At 45.4% G+C, this 19,501-nt stretch carries 17 protein-coding genes; 2 read left to right on the top strand and 15 right to left on the bottom strand.

Translation table 11 applies throughout. From position 1 onward, the window contains the following. Positions 1–220 precede the first annotated feature (220 nt). Both DCW36_RS09950 and DCW36_RS09945 read right to left on the bottom strand, forming a co-directional pair. Entirely contained in the window at positions 221–910 is a 690-nt protein-coding gene (locus DCW36_RS09950) for an IS3 family transposase (RefSeq protein ID WP_114778486.1), read from the bottom strand. Beyond that, a complete protein-coding gene (locus DCW36_RS09945) occupies positions 871–1,080 on the bottom strand; it encodes a transposase (RefSeq protein WP_125185161.1) in 210 nt (69 codons plus the stop codon). Before DCW36_RS09945 ends, DCW36_RS09950 begins: the two co-directional genes overlap by 40 nt. Before the next feature lie 628 nt (positions 1,081–1,708). Between DCW36_RS09945 and DCW36_RS09940 the strand changes: the two genes are divergently transcribed. Together DCW36_RS09940 and DCW36_RS09935 are read left to right on the top strand one after the other, a co-directional pair. Next, on the top strand, positions 1,709–4,882 hold the full coding sequence (locus DCW36_RS09940; protein WP_240676115.1) for a VCBS repeat-containing protein: 3,174 nt from the start codon (positions 1,709–1,711) through the stop codon (positions 4,880–4,882). Next, on the top strand, positions 4,882–6,228 hold the full coding sequence (locus DCW36_RS09935) for a vanadium-dependent haloperoxidase (RefSeq protein WP_114778483.1): 1,347 nt from the start codon (positions 4,882–4,884) through the stop codon (positions 6,226–6,228). Before DCW36_RS09940 ends, DCW36_RS09935 begins: the two co-directional genes overlap by 1 nt. Before the next feature lie 719 nt (positions 6,229–6,947). Here DCW36_RS09935 and DCW36_RS09930 read toward each other — a convergent pair. The 13 genes from DCW36_RS09930 to DCW36_RS09875 form a co-directional block, all read right to left on the bottom strand. Next, positions 6,948–7,178 carry an Arm DNA-binding domain-containing protein gene (locus DCW36_RS09930; RefSeq protein WP_114778482.1) on the bottom strand — a complete coding sequence of 77 codons (231 nt, stop codon included), beginning with the start codon at positions 7,176–7,178 and terminating at the stop codon, positions 6,948–6,950. Positions 7,179–7,657: 479 nt separating this feature from the next. Next, entirely contained in the window at positions 7,658–8,161 is a 504-nt protein-coding gene (locus DCW36_RS09925) for a cupin domain-containing protein (protein ID WP_114778481.1), read from the bottom strand. Positions 8,162–8,311: 150 nt separating this feature from the next. Then, on the bottom strand, positions 8,312–10,015 hold the full coding sequence (locus DCW36_RS09920) for a glycoside hydrolase family 43 protein (protein ID WP_114778480.1): 1,704 nt from the start codon (positions 10,013–10,015) through the stop codon (positions 8,312–8,314). A gap of 94 nt (positions 10,016–10,109) precedes the next feature. After that, positions 10,110–10,877 carry an SDR family oxidoreductase gene (locus DCW36_RS09915; RefSeq protein ID WP_114778479.1) on the bottom strand — a complete coding sequence of 256 codons (768 nt, stop codon included), beginning with the start codon at positions 10,875–10,877 and terminating at the stop codon, positions 10,110–10,112. 48 nt (positions 10,878–10,925) lie between these two features. Continuing rightward, complete coding sequence (locus tag DCW36_RS09910; RefSeq protein WP_114778478.1) at positions 10,926–11,873, bottom strand: ROK family protein; 948 nt, start codon at positions 11,871–11,873, stop codon at positions 10,926–10,928. Positions 11,874–11,902: 29 nt separating this feature from the next. Beyond that, entirely contained in the window at positions 11,903–13,123 is a 1,221-nt protein-coding gene (locus DCW36_RS09905; protein WP_205702909.1) for a DUF4861 domain-containing protein, read from the bottom strand. Between the two features lie 14 nt (positions 13,124–13,137). Further along, on the bottom strand, positions 13,138–15,114 hold the full coding sequence (locus tag DCW36_RS09900) for an alpha/beta fold hydrolase (RefSeq protein ID WP_114778477.1): 1,977 nt from the start codon (positions 15,112–15,114) through the stop codon (positions 13,138–13,140). Positions 15,115–15,374: 260 nt separating this feature from the next. Beyond that, positions 15,375–15,746 carry a T9SS type A sorting domain-containing protein gene (locus tag DCW36_RS22565; protein WP_164891090.1) on the bottom strand — a complete coding sequence of 124 codons (372 nt, stop codon included), beginning with the start codon at positions 15,744–15,746 and terminating at the stop codon, positions 15,375–15,377. A 219-nt stretch (positions 15,747–15,965) separates the two neighbouring features. Then, on the bottom strand, positions 15,966–16,352 hold the full coding sequence (locus tag DCW36_RS09890) for a hypothetical protein (protein ID WP_125185160.1): 387 nt from the start codon (positions 16,350–16,352) through the stop codon (positions 15,966–15,968). 203 nt (positions 16,353–16,555) lie between these two features. Further along, the gene (locus tag DCW36_RS09885; protein WP_114778475.1) at positions 16,556–17,110 is read right to left on the bottom strand and encodes a hypothetical protein; all 555 of its coding nucleotides are present in this window, start codon (positions 17,108–17,110) and stop codon (positions 16,556–16,558) included. A gap of 104 nt (positions 17,111–17,214) precedes the next feature. Beyond that, positions 17,215–17,619, bottom strand: a complete 405-nt coding sequence (locus DCW36_RS09880; protein WP_114778474.1) for a serine hydrolase — start codon at positions 17,617–17,619, stop codon at positions 17,215–17,217. 1,057 nt (positions 17,620–18,676) lie between these two features. After that, complete coding sequence (locus tag DCW36_RS22560) at positions 18,677–18,901, bottom strand: hypothetical protein (protein ID WP_164891089.1); 225 nt, start codon at positions 18,899–18,901, stop codon at positions 18,677–18,679. Beyond that, positions 18,888–19,286, bottom strand: coding sequence for a hypothetical protein (locus DCW36_RS09875; protein WP_125185159.1), 399 nt, complete (start codon positions 19,284–19,286; stop codon positions 18,888–18,890). Before DCW36_RS09875 ends, DCW36_RS22560 begins: the two co-directional genes overlap by 14 nt. Positions 19,287–19,501: the final 215 nt, after the last annotated feature.

Genomic DNA, 19,501 nt, shown 5'->3' with positions numbered 1-19,501 from the left:
AACACACATTCGTAACTTCAACAAATATATTTCGCACCAAGAGAAGACAGGCATAATTATGTTACAAGTGTTTTATATCATGTTACGCTTATACATTTTCATGTAACATATCTTTAAGCAAATGCAACATGATAACTAAACATGAATAGGTAAACAATTTAACTGAGCCCCCAAAAAGCTATGGTGCTCCCAATAGTTTGGACAGCTAAAACGGATAAATTTAGAATGATTTGGTTAACATGTTTAATTTTTGAATAGTATCCTCTTTAGGAATCTGTTCTATACCGTAATATACTTGTGCTGGCGTGTTATTTCCCAGCGACTGATGAGGTTTTTGCTCATTGTGGAGCTTGAAATACCAGCTTAGCCCCTGGTGCAGTGCATGGCCATCCTGGTAATCGTAGAGGTAAATATGCTGATGTTTTACGTCTCTCCAAAGGCGCTCGATGAAAATATTATCCAACGCTCTCCCTTTACCATCCATGCTGATACTAACCTCCCGATTCAGCAGGTAGCCGGTGAAGTCCAGAGAGGTAAACTGGGAGCCCTGGTCGGTGTTGAATACCTCGGGGCGGCCAAAGACAAAAGCCTTCTCCAGGGCTGAGAGGCAGAATCCGGTGTCCAGGCTGTTGGTCAGCTCCCAGGAGAGCACGTAACGGCTGTACCAGTCGAGGACGGCCACCAGGTAGAGGAAGCCCTGCCGCATGGTAACATAGTTGATAATGGTGCTCCAGACCTGGTTAGGCCTCACAATGGGCACGTTCAGCAGCAGGTAGGGATATATCTTGTGCCCGGGGCTTGGCTCGCTCAGGGTAGGCTTGCAGTAGATGGCTGCAATGCCCATCAGCCGGTAGAGGCGGTGAATCCTTTTCAGGTTTGCCTCATGCCCTGCTGCCGGAGCCAGGTCCACATACGGCGGTAACCATAGAAAGGGGTAAGCAGGTACTGCTCATCCATCAGGCGCATGAGTTTGAGATTCTCCTCGCTCTCAGGCACCGGCTGGTAATAGTAGCCTGAGCGGGAAATACCCACAAGTTCGCTCTGCCTAGAAATACTTAAGGTGGAGAAGGGCTCTATCATGGCTCGTTTAGCGTGTAAGGTGCTAACTAAGCTTTTTTTAGCCATTCCAGCTCCATTTGTAGCTGGCCTATTTGCTGATAAAGCAGCGCTTCCTTATTTTGCTGCTCAACTGCTTGCTGCTGGTGTTTAGAGGAATGGGTGAAAAACTCCTCGGCCCCTTGTACCAGTTGCTGTTTCCAGGTGGAGATCTGTGAAGAAGTAACGCCATACTCCGAGATAAGCTGGCTGAGGGTCTTGTTCTCTTTAACTGCCTTCAGGGCGATTTTTGCTTGCCGCTGTGCTTTTTGTAGTTTGTCATGATGCTAATTTTAGGTGGTTTAGTTTAGCATCCTAATTTTAAACGATTTTACTGTCTAACTTATGGGGAGTACCATAATTTTTTTCTGTACATTATGGAGATATTAGATAGATTATTTATTTTTAAAGGTTTATTTAATTATAATATAATAATTCATTCATGCGTTTGTTAAAACTTTATTCTTTATTAGGGATAACCTTTTTTATTGTTTGTACCTGGGGTTGCCATAAAAATCATCTAGATGAAGAAGGGGCTACCGATGCTCAAGAACCTGGTTTATTTACCATCTTGTCCCCAGAACAAACTAACATAAGTTTTAACAATACTCTTATGGAGTCGCCGTATGTAAACATTATTGTTTACCATTATTTTTACAATGGCGGCGGGGTTGCCATCGGGGATTTAAACAACGATGGCCTCCAGGACATCTATTTTTCCGGTAACATGGTAGGCAACCGCCTGTACCTGAATAAAGGTAACATGCAATTCCAGGATATAACGTCCCAGGCCGGCGTAGCAGGCAAAAATAATACCTGGAAAACCGGCACCACCATTGCCGATGTAAACGGCGATGGTCTTCCGGATATCTATCAATGCTATTCTGGACTTTTATCTGGCGAGAGCCGCATTAACCAGTTATTTATAAACCAGGGGCCGGACCAGAATGGTACTCCCAAATTTATAGACCAGGCCCGAGAATATGGGTTAGATGATTCGGCTTACAGCACCCACGCCACGTTCTTTGACTTTGACCGGGATGGTGACCTGGATATGTTCCTGCTTAACCATAATCCAACCCCTCTTAATAACCTGGATGATATCACCATTAAAGAGATCCTGAAAAAACCGAACCACGATGTGCACGCCAAATTGTACCAAAACAACGGGGGCAAGTTTACCGACATCTCCCAAAAGGCAGGCCTGGCTAATTCATCTTTTTCGTTTGGTTTAGGGGCGGGCGTTTCTGATATAAACAAAGACGGCTGGCCGGATATTTATGTATCCAATGATTATTCTGCCCCGGACTACCTATTAATTAATAATAAAGACGGCACCTTCACCGACCAAACCAAAGACGGCATCGGGCATACTTCCTTATATTCCATGGGCAATGACATAGCCGATATGAATAATGATGCCCTGCCGGATATTTTCACTTTGGACATGCTGCCTGAAGACAACCATCGGCAAAAATTACTATTTGGCCCCGATAATTACGAATATTTTGAAATGCTTGTCCGCTCCGGGTTTAATCACCAGTACATGCGCAACATGCTGCATGTAAACAACGGCAACGGTACTTTTAGCGAGGTGGCGCAGTTAAGTGGCATCTCCAACACTGACTGGAGCTGGGCTCCTTTAATGGCCGACTACGACAACGATGGCTGGAAAGATATTTTTGTAAGCAACGGGTACCTGAAAGATTTTACAAACCTGGATTTCCTAAAGTTCCGGAGCTCATATATCCAGTATCTACAGGGCCGGCCAACCCCTAAGAGCATTAAAAATTTACTGGATAAGATGCCGTCTTCCAATGTTACCAATTACATTTACAAAAATAACGGAAACCTCCGGTTTAGTAATAATACCATAGATTGGGGTATTAATAAGGCCTCCAACAGCAACGGCGCTGCTTACGCCGATTTAGATAATGACGGTGACCTGGACCTTGTAGTCAATAACCTGAATGAAGTAGCTTTTGTATATCAAAACCAATCGGAAAAGCTCCTGAAAAACCAATACCTACAGCTTAAATTAGCAGGAAACGGTAAAAATACAGCTGGTATGGGTGCTAAAATCACCCTATACCATGCAGGCAAACAACAATATCAGGAACAAATAACATCCCGGGGCTTTCAGTCCAGTGTATCGCCGGTTATACATTTTGGTTTAGGCACAAATAAAACCGTAGATTCCCTGCGGGTAGTTTGGTTAAGCGGGAAGCAACAGGTATTGCAAAACGTAAAAGCTAACCAGGTGCTTACGCTGGAAGAAAAAAATGCTGGTTCGGTTTACAAACTGCCCTGGCCCAAAAGCCTTGCTTTTACAGAAGCGCCTTCGCCGGTACAATTTACCCACCAGAAAACCCCAATTAATGATTTTAAACGGCAGCCATTACTCATTAACCCGCTTTCGTTCTCCGGCCCTTGTCTGGTTAAAGCAGATGTAAATGGCGATGGCCTGGAAGATATATTTGCCGGTGGGGCAGCTGGCCAGGCCGGGAGCCTTTACCTGCAAGGAAAAAATGGGAAATTTATCCAAATATCAGCGGCCGCTTTTGAGGCAGATAAAAACGCCGAGGACACCGATGCTCTTTTCTTTGATGCCAACAATGATAAGGCACTTGATTTATATGTAACCAGTGGCGGGTATCACAATTTTATGCCCAAGGATCCGGCCCTGCAGGATCGGCTGTATTTAAACGATGGCAAAGGCAATTTTAAGAAAAGCCCCGACTCTTTACCTGCTATGTTAACCAGTACCAGCTGCGTACGGGCTACAGATATTAATGGCGATGGTGCATTGGATTTGTTTGTAGGTGGCCGCGTTATTCCGGGCCGATACCCGGAAGCCCCCCGCAGTTATGTTTTGCTCAACAACGGAAAAGGCCAATTTACTGATAACACCGCCGCCGTAGCCCCAGCTTTAAAAAACCCGGGTATGGTTACCGATGCCGCCTGGTACGACTTAAACAACGATTCTAAAGCAGAACTAATTGTAGTAGGAGAATGGATGCCGGTAACGGTATTTGCAAACAACAACGGCAAGTTAACGGATAATACCCAGGCCTACTTTGCAAAGAAATACAATGGCTGGTGGAATAAACTAACCATAGGCGATTTTAACCAGGATCAACACCCTGATTTAATTATAGGGAACCTGGGGCTAAATTCCCAATGCAAGGCCTCCGATAAGGAACCCGCCGAATTATATTATAAAGATTTTGATGATAATGGCGCTATAGACCCTATTCTTTGTTTTTACATCCAGGGCAAAAGTTACCCTTACGTTACCCGCGACGAATTATTCGATCAGATGAGCAACATGCGCACCCGGTTCCGGGATTACAACAGTTATGCCAGTGCTACCCTTAAAGAAATATTTAAACCAGAGGAACTAAAAGGGGCGAACCATTTGTCTGCTAATCACTTACAAACAGCTTATTTCCAAGGCAGTAGCAATGGGAAGTTTATAGAAAAGCCGCTACCTTTGCCGGTGCAATACGCGCCGGTATTTGCTACAGCTGTACTGGATTATAATAAAGATGGTGCGCCGGATGTGCTCATAGGCGGCAATATAAATAAATCCCGCTTACGGTTTGGTAAAACAGATGCCAATTACGGTATACTGTTACAAGGCGATGGCAAGGGGAATTTTAAATATGTACCGCAAAACGAATCTGGCTTCCGGGTGTTTGGAGATGTAAGGAGTATTTTGCCTGTTAACAACAGCGTTTTATTTGGGTTGAATCAACAGTCTGTAAAAGCATATAAATTAAAGTAATGAGAAAATTTTTACCCATCATTTTTATTTTAACTGCTCTTGTAAGTTGTTTCTCTCCGGGAAAACAAACAAAAAAAAACCTGGACTTTAGTACCGCACAAATTACTCAGGTTATAGATCAAATGACAGACCTGATGGTGAATGATGTTACCAATCCGCCCCTAGCTGCCCGCTTTTTTTCTTATGCAACCCTTGCCGGTTACGAGGTGGTTTCTCAGAACGACAGTACCTATAAAAGTATGTACGGTCTGCTGAATAACTACCCCCAGATTCAAAAACCGCAGGGAATAACGAATTACTCCCCTGAATTAAGTTCCTTGTTGGCCATGCTGGAAACTGCTAAAAAAATGCAACCATCAGGTGTTTTATTAGATTCCTTTGAAGTAAAGTTTTTAGACTCTTGCCGCCGCGAAGGCCTGGATGAACAGGTTATCGCTAATTCCCTGACTTATGCGCAAACGATTAGCAAAGACATTCTGGCTTATGCCAAAGCTGATAAATATAACCGCATCAGTAATTACCCCCGGTATATTCCGCAAGAAACAGAAGGAGCCTGGTATCCTACTCCCCCCGGTTATTTTGCTCCCGTAGAGCCTAACTTTAATACTGTCCGCACCCTTACCCTGGATACCTGCATCCAATTTATGCCGGCACCGCCCATTGCATTCTCTACAAATAAAAATTCTGTCTTTTTTAAAATGATGCAAAAAGGATATGATGATACCAGAAATTTACCGGAGGAACACCAGGTCATTGCCGCCTTCTGGGACTGCAACCCATTTGCCTTGCAAGATAACGGTCACCTGATGGCAGGCCGTAAAAAGATATCACCGGGTGCGCATTGGTTAGGCATAACCGGCATCGCGTGCAAAGACGCCAAAGCAGGTTTTGCCAAAGCCATGAAAGTACATACCATGGTTTCTATAGCTCTCCTGGATGGGTTTATAGCTTGCTGGGATGAGAAATATCGGAGCAACCGGGTTCGCCCCGAAACAGCTATCCGGAAATATATAGATCCTACGTACCGGCCACTCCTACAAACCCCGCCTTTCCCGGAATATTTAAGTGGCCATTCCACCATTTCTGCTGCTTCTGCGGTTATTTTAAGTTATTATTTTGGTGATAACTTTAAATACACCGATACCGTGGAAGAGCGTTTTGGTTTTCCTGCCCGAACATTTAATTCGTTTCAGGAAGCGGCCATTGAAGCTGGTATTTCCCGTTATTATGGAGGTATCCACTTTATGGATGCTATTGACAACGGTCGTACCCAAGGCCTGCAAATAGGTGAATGGGTGCTGGGCCAGGTAGAGCACAAAGCACAGTTAGTTGCTACGGTTAAATAACTTCAGCTTTTTCGTTAACGTTTAGTTGCAGCCTCTCATCTATCAGGGAGTGTACCCATAACTTTTATCTCTGGCCTCTGGCCACCGGATTAACAGACTTTTCAATTAGGATGGTTTCCTTCACCTCGTAAAACTTTTAAAAGCTTTTTAAGGTGAAAGTAAACTAAATTTTTCCGGAGGCCGAGGAGGCAATGCTGTACTATTTTTAGAGCATGTTTAAATTTTCTCTAAACTACTAAATTCTGTCATTCTGTTAGCTCCAGATGAGGTTGTTTGTTGAATCCTTAAGATGGCCTTGGAGCTACCTTATACCCATGATTCAGTAAAAAAGGTAGCAGAAGAATTGAAAGATAAGCCCGAATCACAGATTATGAGCCGCAAGGATAAAGCAGGAACGATGCAATGACAGAAAGCTTTTAAAAACAAAAAACTTTTCTGATTTATCATGGCTCCTACCAAATCGAAGTACTACCCAGTCGGCTATAATTTAATGCTTGGGAATCTGGCACAACAGGAAAAGGAGACAATTTGCATTGGATTACAGACACCCTATCAGCCGGAAGAACTGGTGCTCAACGAAGCTGTGACGGCCTATAAGATCTCTCAAGGAAACTGTTGCAGTATTAACTATGCCTACTCCCCTTTACCAAGGCCATTACTCTCTTGAGATTATCATTTATAACAAGTTCATCAGCTTCCAACTGCTCCCGGTATGCCAATTACACCTTCATTTGCATAATTCCCAAGTATGCGTTTAGAGCCTTACCTGCTTCTTTTGTACCGGAGGCTCGTCCGGCAGCGGCATTCCATCTAGCAGGCTCACATTCTCTACCGGTTGCCACTTCGGCACGCTTTCCGGCTATGGTAATTCTCAGGTAAACAGGCACCGGGCCTGTTTGATAGTTTTTGGGCTTCTTCAGGTAGAAGAGAAGGCTGAAATTGACTCTCATAATAGTGACCTTTAAAGTTAAACAAATGTAGCTTTGCAGTCACCTGTAGTCAAGATGTACAGCTATTGTACATCTTGTAAATCAGATGGTTATGTAAAATCTGGTGAGTAAAGAATAACCCTTAAATGACTCACCGAATCACTCACCTTTTCTTTGCGAAAAATCGAATAATTTGGTAGAGTTTTAAAAACAAAAAAGCCTGCAATCATTTGATTTGCAGGCTTTTAGCTGTTTTTGGTATCATTACCAGCAGAGAGGGAGGGATTTCTCCAACCTCCGTAAATATTTGATTTCCAGATATCTTTTATATATCTAATGCTTGGGTAACCGAATTTTCACCCTCACTCAAACAGTAGTATTTTCTCCATTCAAAATTAACAAAAAAGCCTTGAAATTCAATACTTAAAGAACGACAAGCAACTAAAAATTTCATCAAGTTTTAGCTACCAAAGACCTTTGACAGGAAAATCAGTTTGGTATTACCTGCCAAAATCATCCTGCACCCGCACAATATCTTCTTCGTCCGAAGGATGTTCGGCATCGGTATGCTGCCATATCTCTGCCAATACCCCCCACTCCTGCAGACCCACTAATCGGTGGCGTTCACCCTGCTGCAGTGTTATCAGGTCACCGGGATTTAGTACCTTTGTTTCCCCTTCTTCGTTAGTATCGCTGGTAACGACGCCCACCGTTCCCTGTACAGCTTTCCAGATTTCGGCACGGCGGTGGTGGTACTGCCACGACAATCTTTTGTTGGGTGCCACTACCAGAATTTTTGGGCTGAGTTTTCCAGATATCCGCAGGTTGTCTACCGACAAGCCATCGAAATATGTATCGGCGAACTGCTGTGCCTGGTCTTCGTTTATCACGAAGAAACCTCCCCACGGACGTGTCTGGTCCTTCTTATCTATCTGAAAACCCTGTGAAGCTAAGCGCTGTTCAATTTCCTTGAACAAGACTTCTTTCCCGTTTTCTGTTGTCATTTTATAATAGTGCTAAATAGGTGATGTATAGTATTGTCTAATTTTTTATTTGTCCCCACCTAATAATTAAGCTGGATAGTAACTATGGTGACAGGCGCTATTGCACTAAAAATTCTGCTGCACCACCCAACAAAGCCACTGCTCCTCGTTTTACTTCGTAATCCGGAACCAGTCAAAGTCAGCGTAGCCGCCAGTCCGGACATCAGGGCTGCTGGTGCAGAAAATACCGACTTTGGCTCCAATCCATTTGTCCGGCTGTGCTTTCATGGCTTTGCCTATGGATTTATAAGTGATGCCATCCTCGCTGTAGCTAAAGTTATAGGTGGCTTCGGGGGATTTGACCTGTACCCGCAGGTACACCTCTTTACCTTTTAAGGGTTGAGAGGCTATCACCACTTCTTTGCCATTGTTTAGTGCCTCCAGGCATGCCACCTGCGACACTTGGTACCCTTGTTCGCTTTTGGTAATAGACAGGTAAGAATAGTCGTTGCCCATTACGAGTAGTCCTGCTTTCTTAGTCTGCCACACATCCCACTCAATGTTCAACTCTACTTTGGTGGTGGCTGTAAAGTCAGGGGCAGGAAATTTCTGCAGCAGCAGGTTTGGTACCGGCCACAGGTTGGTGGCATCAGCTGGCATGGGCATCGCAAACAGGCGCAGGAATTCGTTACCGGGAAGCAAAGCGCTCCAGGTTACTTTAGGGTTTGCCTGCCATTGCCACTGCAGGCCCAGTGTATCAGAATTAAACTCATCTGTTTCGGATGGTGTGGCTATGGGATATGACCTTCCTACATTTGGCTTTTTATAGGTGGCCACAGGTTCGCCGATACCGTTGCCGTCTTTGTCTTCGCCCATAACAGGCCAATCGTTTACCCACTTCACGGGTTGCAGGTGCAGGATACGGCCGTACGCTCCCAAATCCTGGAAATGGATAAACCAGTCTTCGCCTGTTTTGGTATCGACCCAGGCACCCTGATGCGGGCCATTAATTTGTGTGCTTCCCTGCTCCAGCACTACCTTCTCCTCGTAGGGTCCATAGATGTTCCTGGCGCGCAACACCAGTTGCCAGCCGGTAGCCACTCCCCCCGCAGGCGAGAAGAGATAATAATAGCCGTTGCGCTTGTATATTTTAGGGCCTTCCACGGTATGGTGGTAGTCATGACCGGAGAAGATGTTTTTGCCTTCGTCTAAAACTTCTGTACCGTCGCTGCTCATTCTGTACATGGTGAGCAGGCTGTTCATACCGGCACGGCTTGCGGCCCATGCTATTGTCAGATAAGCTTTTCCGTCTTTGTCCCAGAACGGGCAGGGGTCAATCATACCTTTGCCCGCCAGCACCAGCACCGGCTTCTCCCAGTCTCCGGTGGGGTCTTTGGTCTTGACCATATAAATGCCATGGTCTGGGTCTCCCCAGTAAATGTAAAAATCCCCTTTATGATGCCGAATGGCCGGAGCCCAAACGCCATAGCCGTGTCTAGGCGTATCGAAGAAATCAGAAGGAATCTGTTTTTTGACGGCATGGTTAATCAGCGTCCAGTTCACGAGGTCTCTGGAGTGCAGGATAGGCAGGCCGGGCATGTTGTTGAAACTGGATGCTGTCATAAAGTAATCGTCTCCAACCCTGATCACATCCGGGTCGGAATAATCGGCATAGACAATGGGGTTTTTGTAAGTCCCGTCTCCCTGGTCCGCTACCCAGACTTCGGATACATACCTATTTGTGGCGCCTGCAGCTGTAGTTGCTACAGCATTTGTAACGTCGGAAGGTGCATCTGCTGTTTTGCAGGATACGAGGTTAGTTAAACCTACTACACCTGTAAAAACAGCAAAAGCAATCCTGTTAAGATAATTCATTTAAGTGCTTAAATTTAACTGATACCTCCTACCGTTGCGGGGGAGAAAATATTGCCGGGAATTCTTAACTAATACTGTTTCGATAGCGCCAGTACTAGCGGGCCATCCAGCCGCCGTCTACCAGCAATATAGCACCGTTCACGTAAGCGCCTGCTTCTGATGCAAGAAATACAACCGGGCCTTTAAAGTCTTTTGGCTCCCCCCAGCGACCGGCAGGGATGCGACTAAGTATGGCATTGGAACGTTCCGGGTCGGCACGCAGGGCTTCGGTGTTGTTGGTGGCAATGTAGCCGGGAGCAATACCATTTACATTCACGCCTTTAGAACCCCATTCATTGGCAAATGCTTTTACCAGACCAGCCACTGCCGATTTGCTGGCAGTGTAACCCGGTACATTAATACCGCCCTGAAAGCTGAGCAGGGAGCAGGTGAAGATAATTTTACCGCTGCCTCTTTCTGTCATGTCTCTTCCAAATTCGCGGGTGATGATAAACTGGGCATCCAGGTTTACTGAGATTACTTTATCCCACCACTCGTCCGGGTGCTCGGCCACTGGCTTGCGCAGAATCATACCGGCGTTGTTTACCAGGATATCAATAGTATGATTGGCTTTTACATCATTAATAAAGCTGTACAAGCCTTCGCGGTTAGAGATATCAACTACATATCCGGTAAACTTCCGGCCCACCTCCAGGACAGCTTTTTCGGTGTCGCCCCCTTTTATGGCTTCCACGTTAGAGGCACCTACTATATCGGCACCTGCTTCTGCCAGCGCAATAGCCATGGCCTGACCCAAGCCTGTGTCGCTTCCTGTTACCAGGGCGGTTTTACCTTTAAGTTCAAATTGGTTGAGAATACTCATTGTTGCTTTGTTTGTTATGGATAATTACAATATCTTGAATAAGAAGCCTTAATAAACCGCATGCAGGGGCTCGGCTACCAGGAAGGCCGCTCCGAATACACCGGCACTGTCGCCCAGCGATGGCTTCACCACGGGGGCTTCGAACACATGGTCGAAGACGTGCTTCTGCACTTCGGCTACACCTTCGGTGTAAATTCGGTCAATGTTACCAACTCCTCCGCCCACCACAATTACATCCGGGTCCAGGATATTGACTACCACACTCAAGGCCAAACCAAAGCCTTCGGTGAGCCGCTTCATGGTCTTAGTGGCGGCTTCATCGGTACCGTCGTCTGCCCAAGCAGCTATTTCTTTCAGACTACGCTTTTGCCCTGTCAGGTCGGAATAATAGCCTTCGAGCGCAGGACCTGCCAGAATGCTTTCGTTGCACCCCACCTTGCCGCAGAAGCATTGTTTTCCTTCAAAATCGGTCAGGTAATTATGTCCCCACTCCCCTCCGATGCCATGGTGACCGGATAGCACATGCCCGTTTACGACCACACCGCCGCCTACGCCTGTACCCAGGATGATACCGAACACCACCTTCGCTTCCGGGTATTGTTGTTTTACCACGCCCAGCTGTGTTTCTGCCAGGGCAAAGCAGTTGGCGTCGTTTGCCATCTCCAGCCTTATTCCAAGCAAGCGCTCCAGGTCCGCTTTAAAGGGCTTTCCGTTCAGGGCGGTGGCGTTGCAATTTTTCATTATACCTAATGATGGGACATTGATGCCTGGTGTACCCATGCCTATTCTATCAGGTTTGTAGCCGGCGGCCAGCATCATTTTATCCACCAGTTTCTTCACCTGGCCCATAATGTGCTCGTATCCTTTGTCTGCCTCGGTCGGAACCCTGTCCCGGAAAATGACAACGGGCTCCAGTGCTGACTTAAGAATAACGCCCTCCATCTTGGTGCCCCCCATGTCGATACCCCAGAGGTTATCTAAATTAAAATTGTCCATAGTACAGTATGCTGAACTTATTCTTTCTCTCAAAATCTTACTTCTAACGGCGAAGCGACACGTTTGGCAAAACTTGCCAGGTACTGGTCCCAAGCTTCCTTGGTGGTAAATTGTCCGCTCTTCTCCCAGCCAAAACCTGCATAATACACCAGCTTGTCGTTGGCCGGTTTGGTGATAACGTAGAGGTGGCTCTGGTCTTTGGTGTCTACCCGGTGGTCTTTAAAACTTTGCACGGCAGACGGAACCAGCACAACGCCTGTTCCCAGGAAGGAGTCATCCATGGGCTCCCAGTAGCGGAACCAACCCTGCTCCGGATTGCCTTTTACTTCTCCTTTTTTATCGTGCAGCGTGATGCCGATGGTGTAGTTGGGCACAGGCTGGTCGCTCTGCAACTGACTCTCGAAGCGCGTCAGGTTACTGCCCAGGTCCAGGCTGATGCGTTTTTTTTCCTGAATGGTGCGGCCATTGACCTGCCAAGGGGCGTAGGTCAGCTCAAACATGGTACGTATGGGACCTTCAGCAATCGTTTTGTAACCTGTAAAGTTTCTGGAAACATAGAGCGTGTCACCTTCCAGCACACCGATGCCGCCGATGCCCCTGCTCGCGCCCACGTGGTAAGGATCGTAGCCTTCGCCGTGGTCGATGTGATAGTAGCCTGGCTCCGGTTCATTCTTTTTGTACCAGTTGTTGATGATGGGATAGTCCACACGCTTCAGCCAGGCGTCCATGCCGCTGGTGAGGGTGCCGCCTTCTTTACCTTCTTCTACCAACTGCTGCGCCACAGGGCCGTAAGTACGGAAGGCAACACGGTCGTTCTCCCAGGTATAGTCGTCGGTGCGTTCGGGCACGAAGCGGCTGTAGGTAGTCAGTTTGCTTTTGGGTTGCCTGGCGGCTCCGTCTTTGGCTCCTTCTATCGTAAACTTCTTTTCTTCGTTGGCTTTGAGGCTTGCCTGGAAAAGGATTACATCTATGGTGCCGTCCTGGTCGTTGTCGATAGCCTGAGTAACGAGCAGGCTGTCAGTAGCGTCATCTTTTATGAGCAGGTTTTCTGCACCGTATTCCTGCAACAGTTTAGATACCTTATTGGCAGGCACGCTTACTGTTTCGGCGGTACGGTCCAGGTCGAGGTTGTTCTTGACGGTGAAGGAAACGGTGTCGCCACTCTGCTGCTGGCAGGCCGACAGGAGGGCTGCACCAAGCAAAAGACTTTTCCAGGGTTTCATGCGTTTGTTTCGGGGAATCAAGTTCATGTATGTCGGGTTCTTCAAATCTCTTTCTTAACTGTGGCCAGAAAGCTGGTCACCTCTTTAGTAAAAGCCTCTGGTGCCTCCATATTGGACATATGACCGGCATCTTTCAGCAAAATTATTTTTGCGTTCGGAAACAGGTCTTTTGCCTCGGCTTCTGATGTAGCGCTCCGCCCGGGACCGCCGTCGAGTTCGCCTATCAGTACCAAAACGGGAACCTTTATTTGCTGCTGTTTTAGTTTTGGCACGACAGCGTTACCCAGGAGCAGGCGTGGCTCTATGTGCAGAGGCTGCCAGGCTTTCCACTTGTAAATCATGTCCCAGAGCGGACGGCGCATCTCTTCTTTCCGGGAGCCGCCGGAGCGCATCAGGGCCTGAAACCACTCCCACTTGTTTACGTCAATGCCATTCTTTTTGTAAGCTTTTATCTGCTCCTGCCGCTTTTGCCGCTCTGCCTCCGTAATGGGTTGGTCGGAGCCGGTAAAGTGGTAGTAGATGCCGCTGGCTGCCGTCAGGGAGAGCAGCTTCTTCGGGTGCAGCGCCAGCATATCAGTGCCCACATAGGACCCCAGCGACAGGCCGACCAGGTGCGCCTTTTCGATTTTGTGGTGCTGCATGAGGCGGGTTAAATCACCGGCATGGGTGAAGGGGACGTCTTCTACAGGGTCGTCGGACCAGCCATAGCCGCGCATGTCGTAGCGGATGACGCGGTAATTTTTAGCCAGCTCAAAAAACTGCTTGTCCCACATGGTGCGGTTGAGGGAGTGGCCGTGCAGCAGGATGAGCGGCTCGCCTTGACCGGCTTCTTCGTAGTACAGCTTGGCATCGCCTACGCTCACCCAGCCACTCCTAACTATGCTGCTGTCCTGCGCTCTTTGCAGCACATCCCGCACCAGCAGCGGCAGCACCGGGCTGGCGTAAAAGGAGCTGAAACCGTCTTTCTGTGAGGCGACGCGCGTGAGGAAGAAACCGTACACGTTGTTCTTTTTATCGATCCAGGGATAAGCGCCGGCCCAGCTGGGACTGCTAAGCAGCATGGGTTCTCCTGCTGCATTTACTTCTTCGCGCCAGTTCCCCAGCCCGTAAATGTCTGTTCGGTCGGTTGCACGGGCATTGGCGACATATTCTCCTGCGGCTACTTTCGCGTTTTGTACCTGGTCAGCCTGTAGTTCCTGTATCGCTTTTTTAGAAAGAATTCTTTTGCCCTGAAATTCCCCGTCGTGCGTGAGCATGGAGAGAAAGTTCAGGTATCCTTTTATATCGGAGCGGGCGCCGCCGCCCAGCATCGGGTTGTGCCCGGGTGTAGGGTCTACGGGGGTAAAGTGCGTGTGGGGCATGTTCAGCGGCCGGGCCATTTTCTCTTGGAAAATGCTTTCCCAGTCCTGACCGGTTGCCAGCTCTGCCATCCGTCCGGCCACCTGCATAGCCAGTCCGCCATATTTAAACCTGGTGCCGGGCAGGGTGTCGGCGGGCAGGCTGACGATATGCGCCACCGATTCCTTCAGGGTCTGGTAATTGTCCGGCTGGTTTCCTTTAGGCTGGTAATCGGGGTAGCCAGCGGTGTGCGAGAGTAACTGCCGGAGCGTGGCCTGCCCCTTCTGGTCTTTAAACTCGGGCAGCCATTTTTCTACTTTATCTTCCCAGGAGAGTTTGCCTTCATCTACTACAGCGGCAATGGTGGCAGCTGCCAGCCACTTTCCGGCCGAGGCGATGTAGACTACGGTTTCGGGGGTGTAGTTACCGAAGTAGTTTTCGTACACCACCTGGTCGTCCTTTACCACGATGAGCGATGCGCCGGTGTAGTAGCCGTTATCTACCCAGCCCTGCACCTTGCGGGTAACAGGCGAGAAGTCGTATGGCTGCTGCAGCGTTTGCTCTACGACCTGTGTTACAGTACCCCTATCAGTCACTCCTCTTTGGGGACTGCAGCCCAGTAGCAACAGGCAGCTGCTCAGATAGAGGAAGGCATTTCTGGTGAGCCGGGGGTGTAACATTGTTTCAGGTGTCGTGATTTAACTGTTCTTCGTGCTGCTGCTTCTTAACGTAATGCAGTGTATAACAGCTTCATTTAAGTAGAGCTACTAAACGTTTAGTTTGGACAAACCAGAAATAAAAAATATGATTGAACGTGGTAGATTGCGGCTGTAAAAGAAAAGAACAGCGAACTTCAGCAATCTTGAAAGATAAAGCAGCCGGCAAGAAAGTAGTTCTTTTCTTACCGGCTGCTGTAACAATAATCTGTGCAACTTCAGAGCTATTGATGCTGGATGAGATTTTGTCTTTTTATCGTTTCCTTCTCGTCTGTTATATGCAGGATATAGGTGCCGTTTGGCAGGGTGCGTGTATCAAGTACAACTTTATTCACTTTGCTCGCATTTTTTCCCCTGCGTACAGCTTTACCCTTTTCGTCATAAAGTGTCACTTCAAACTGCTGTGCTTTTGTGTCTTCCGTAACAGCACCATCAGCCTCCTGCTGATAAGATACTACAAGTTCGTCCTCTGCGGGGTTTGGTGTGGCGGTGTAATAGTAGCCATAGCAGTTCCAAGAAGGCTGAACTTCTATATTTACATAGAAGGTTTCCCCATAGCCACAATTATCCAGATAAATCCGGACTGGAATCTGCAAGGTTCCACTGAAGTAGTAGTTGGGTGTTATACCGAAATAATTATGCCCTCCACTGGTAACACCGTAGTCATTCCCCGGCTCTACTTCAAACTGAATATTATATGTGGCATTTGAGTAATTGCCATAATCATCCCAGTAGATGGCATTTACTCCCCAGGTTTGCCCTCCACATATTGTTTCAGAGGAGAAAGAACTTTTAATATTTAATTTTTCAGTATGTTATAGTTTCTTGATAGATGTAACTTCGAATTTACAACCAAAACTTGTTCTTAAAACAGGTAAGGTCACCAGGTTGCAACAACTGCTTTTTTGTCCACTAATAATTACTTTCAATTCACTAACTTTATAGTCGTCACTGAGATTGCATGGCACCAAAATATTTTCAGATCCAACAATATATCCACCTCTGTTTAAACTAGCTGAGTCTGTTGTAATACAAAAGACATCATTAACAATAACAATTTTTCCTTGCTTATTGATGATTGTTTCTGCTAATACTTCATCCTTACAGCTTTGTCCACAAGCTATTTGCATAATAGGTTCCTCTGTCTTACAACTGGTTGCGAGCAGGAATATCATTATCAGGCACATTAACTTTTTGTTCATAAAATTGATTATTTTATAATTAAAATAAGATTCAAGGTAAACCGTATGACTTAAGCATTTTTTTAGTAAGATTACTTTAACTGCATTTAATCAGAGGATTAGTGTATTGTTCCACTATGACTACAAGAGAAGAGCAGAAAGAGAAACAGGAATAGTATTAAATTTTTTCTCATAGGATAAATATAAAGTACTGATTAAAAATATTACTTAGTAAAGCGGATATCGAACCGCCCCTCGCGCACCTCTACTTTCTCCCCATCGGCGTTCACGGCATCGAACCAGAAGGTGCCCGCGATAATTTGGCTATTATCGTCGAAACGGGTAATGTGCAATCCACCTTGGTGGATGCTGTCGGTACGATACTCGTTTATTACTCCACCTTTAATAATGGCAAAAGCTCCACATATCTCTCCTTCATCTTTGCAACTCCGTAACACATAGGACTTCCCCTCTTCGATAACTTTGTTGTTGGAGTTCATATTGAGCCCCTCTAGATGTTCTTTCGTTCTCATACTCCCTGCTATTCCAAGAAAGTAACCTTGCCGGGCCGGGTTATTGATGTACTCGTACCAGGCCTGCACATCCGGTCCGGCCAGACCTACGTTGTTGGGCACCCATGCCTTACCGTTCACCAGTGCGCCAATCTTCATCTTACCTGCCTGTGTGGCGGGTGGCAGCTTGTCAATTTCGTTTTCATGCTTCTTTTCGCAGGCGCTGGCTACCAGCAGCACCAGGAGGAGGTGTAGTAAGTGTTTCATAGGGCTAAAAAGGGTAGGGTAGTAATTGTATAATAAATGAACTTGTATATAAACAAGATGCTTTCATAAATTTATTCTCGCTAAATACAAAAACAATCCAAGTATCAATATCCAATATTTAAAAAAACATTGATATAATTTACTACTTTATCATCCCAGGAGAGTTTGCCTTCGTCTACTAAAGTGGCAATGATGGCAGCTGTCAGCCACTTTCCGGCCAAAGCGATGTAGGCGACGGCTTTCGGGGGTAAAATTACCGAAGTAATTTCGTACACCAACTGCTCGTCCTTCACCACGACTAGCGATGCGCCGGTGTAGTAGCCGTTGTCTACCCAGCCCTGCACCTTGCGGGTAACTGGCGAGAAATCGTATGGCTGTTGTGCTGTTTGCTGCACGCCCTGTGTTACAGCACTCCTATCAGCTATTCCTCTTTGCGGACTGCAGCCCAGCAGCAACAGGCAGCTGCTCAGGTAGAGAAAGGCGTTTCTGGTGAGCCGGGGGTGTAACATTGTTTAGGTGTCCGTGATTATACTATTCTTCGTGCTGTTGCTTCTTAACGTAAAACAGTGTAGTACAGCTTCATTTAAGTAGAGCTACTAATGGAATTTTAGCGCACCTCCTTTAGGAGTGTAATTAAGCGTGAAGTATCAAATTTAGAGTTTAACCTATTGGTCATAAGACGTAGCAAAAATGACTTTGCGTAAGCGCTAACCATATATAACCCAATATGATATTGAATGGGGTGGACATAACTCTAAGTTGGCATTATATTGGCAATTGAAAATAGGTTCACACCTCCACTTACTTATGAATATTCAGTATCTTAATTTGTCGAAAACACCATGATATATCATAATCATAAAAATGGCACATTGTAAGAGGATAGTATTTTTCGTTCTCTTTTAGGATTCTATAACTAAAGTAAACTTTGTAATTCAATCTTACGGCCTCGGGAAATAGGAATGAGTATCCATAGGTCGCAAAGTGGGATGGCGGGAAATTATAAAGTGTATCCGGCAGATTGTATGCCAGTAAAGTATCTCTGAAATCATTTGTTACAAGCACAAAGCCTTTTCCATCGAAAGATTCTTTGAGCGCAGTACACTGGTTAAATCCGATAATATAGCCTTCTCTTAAGTTAATTTCATTATCCGGAACCACTTCTTTATTTTTGCATGATATTGCTATTATACAGAAAAAAAAGCCAGAAACAATTTATTATGAATTTCATATTATGTACTTTAAAAATTTTCTATATACAATTTAATACATCATCATTGTTTACCTATTTTCACCAGCTTGAACACATTTATATAAAACGACACAACTACGTAAATAGTAAATAAGGAGCAGGTGTGGTGGCTTCTGCAGCGAAGTTATTATTTCAAATTCCGGCAAGTTCTTTCGCAGTCTATAAAAGTACAACTCATACACTCGTTAAAGCCAATTTTGAAAACATCTAAAGTACGAATTTCAAAAAATTGAGCCATTATTCGGTGTATTATAGTATTTTTAAAGATTCTGGTTGATAAAATTAAACAGTGAGTTATGGTACAGAACCTGTTATTATTTGCTATTTTTGAAATTAAACATCAATTCAGTTGTGTCCTGAACATTCAATTTTGATGCAACCTTTAAAAAATCGAAGTCAACATCTATAGCCTTACTTAACATCACTCCATGTTTTAGAGCTTGACTTGGCTTGATAAATTGATTTTTGATCTGTCCATGTGCAATTGAAGCAAACAAAAAGCACAATAGAAGTGTTGGGATAAAATTACTTACCTTCATTTGTTACACAAGAGTTTTTTGAGATGAAAGTAATTGTTATAAATGCCGAAGGCTCACATACATTATATTGTTTTCTTGGATAGCCACCATCTTTATATTTAAAATAAAACACAGAATCTGGTGAGAAATAAGAGTTGGGATTACCTAATGATTTTGCTAATAATGAATCTATACTTGCTACTACAGAATTTTTGTAAGTTTCACTGCTGTAAGTACTTTTCCATTCTTTACCAATCTTATGATCATCTGGAATTTGGATAACAACTCCCTCACAATATTCACCAATATATTTACCACGAACACAATCCGTATGTATTAAAGGTTGGTCTTTACAACTGAAAGCAAAAAGTCCAATAAACAAAATTAAATACACATTTCTTTTCATAACCTGTTTGTTAAAATTTTCTCTATTTTTTTATCAAAGCAAATCATTCGACACACTCCACAGGCTATTCGCCAAAGCAAGCGTATTTAACTTCATTAGTGTCCAAGTATAATTAAAAGGTTTTCAATTGGTTACAAATGTTATTTTCCGGCATTTGTATTTGTGTGTTGTTAAGTAGTTGATTAAGAGGTGTTTTTTCAAAAGCAGAGATAGAG

Origin of the sequence: Botryobacter ruber (genome assembly GCF_003347595.2) — a bacterium.
GTDB lineage: Bacteria > Bacteroidota > Bacteroidia > Cytophagales > Hymenobacteraceae > Pontibacter > Pontibacter ruber_A.
The sequence above is the reverse complement of the archived record's forward strand: the minus strand, read 5'-3'. Positions and strand labels throughout refer to the sequence as shown.

Excerpts from the sequence above, each read along its gene's own strand:
- DCW36_RS09945 (WP_125185161.1), bottom strand. The coding sequence starts at position 1,080 with ATGATAGAGCCCTTCTCCACCTTAAGTATTTCTAGGCAGAGCGAACTT.
- DCW36_RS09940 (WP_240676115.1), top strand. The coding sequence starts at position 1,709 with ATGGAGTCGCCGTATGTAAACATTATTGTTTACCATTATTTTTACAAT.
- DCW36_RS09935 (WP_114778483.1), top strand. The coding sequence starts at position 4,882 with ATGAGAAAATTTTTACCCATCATTTTTATTTTAACTGCTCTTGTAAGT.
- DCW36_RS09930 (WP_114778482.1), bottom strand. The coding sequence starts at position 7,178 with ATGAGAGTCAATTTCAGCCTTCTCTTCTACCTGAAGAAGCCCAAAAAC.
- DCW36_RS09925 (WP_114778481.1), bottom strand. The coding sequence starts at position 8,161 with ATGACAACAGAAAACGGGAAAGAAGTCTTGTTCAAGGAAATTGAACAG.
- DCW36_RS09920 (WP_114778480.1), bottom strand. The coding sequence starts at position 10,015 with ATGAATTATCTTAACAGGATTGCTTTTGCTGTTTTTACAGGTGTAGTA.
- DCW36_RS09915 (WP_114778479.1), bottom strand. The coding sequence starts at position 10,877 with ATGAGTATTCTCAACCAATTTGAACTTAAAGGTAAAACCGCCCTGGTA.
- DCW36_RS09910 (WP_114778478.1), bottom strand. The coding sequence starts at position 11,873 with ATGGACAATTTTAATTTAGATAACCTCTGGGGTATCGACATGGGGGGC.
- DCW36_RS09905 (WP_205702909.1), bottom strand. The coding sequence starts at position 13,123 with ATGAACTTGATTCCCCGAAACAAACGCATGAAACCCTGGAAAAGTCTT.
- DCW36_RS09900 (WP_114778477.1), bottom strand. The coding sequence starts at position 15,114 with ATGTTACACCCCCGGCTCACCAGAAATGCCTTCCTCTATCTGAGCAGC.
- DCW36_RS09890 (WP_125185160.1), bottom strand. The coding sequence starts at position 16,352 with ATGAACAAAAAGTTAATGTGCCTGATAATGATATTCCTGCTCGCAACC.
- DCW36_RS09885 (WP_114778475.1), bottom strand. The coding sequence starts at position 17,110 with ATGAAACACTTACTACACCTCCTCCTGGTGCTGCTGGTAGCCAGCGCC.
- DCW36_RS09880 (WP_114778474.1), bottom strand. The coding sequence starts at position 17,619 with ATGTTACACCCCCGGCTCACCAGAAACGCCTTTCTCTACCTGAGCAGC.
- DCW36_RS22560 (WP_164891089.1), bottom strand. The coding sequence starts at position 18,901 with ATGAAGGTAAGTAATTTTATCCCAACACTTCTATTGTGCTTTTTGTTT.
- DCW36_RS09875 (WP_125185159.1), bottom strand. The coding sequence starts at position 19,286 with ATGAAAAGAAATGTGTATTTAATTTTGTTTATTGGACTTTTTGCTTTC.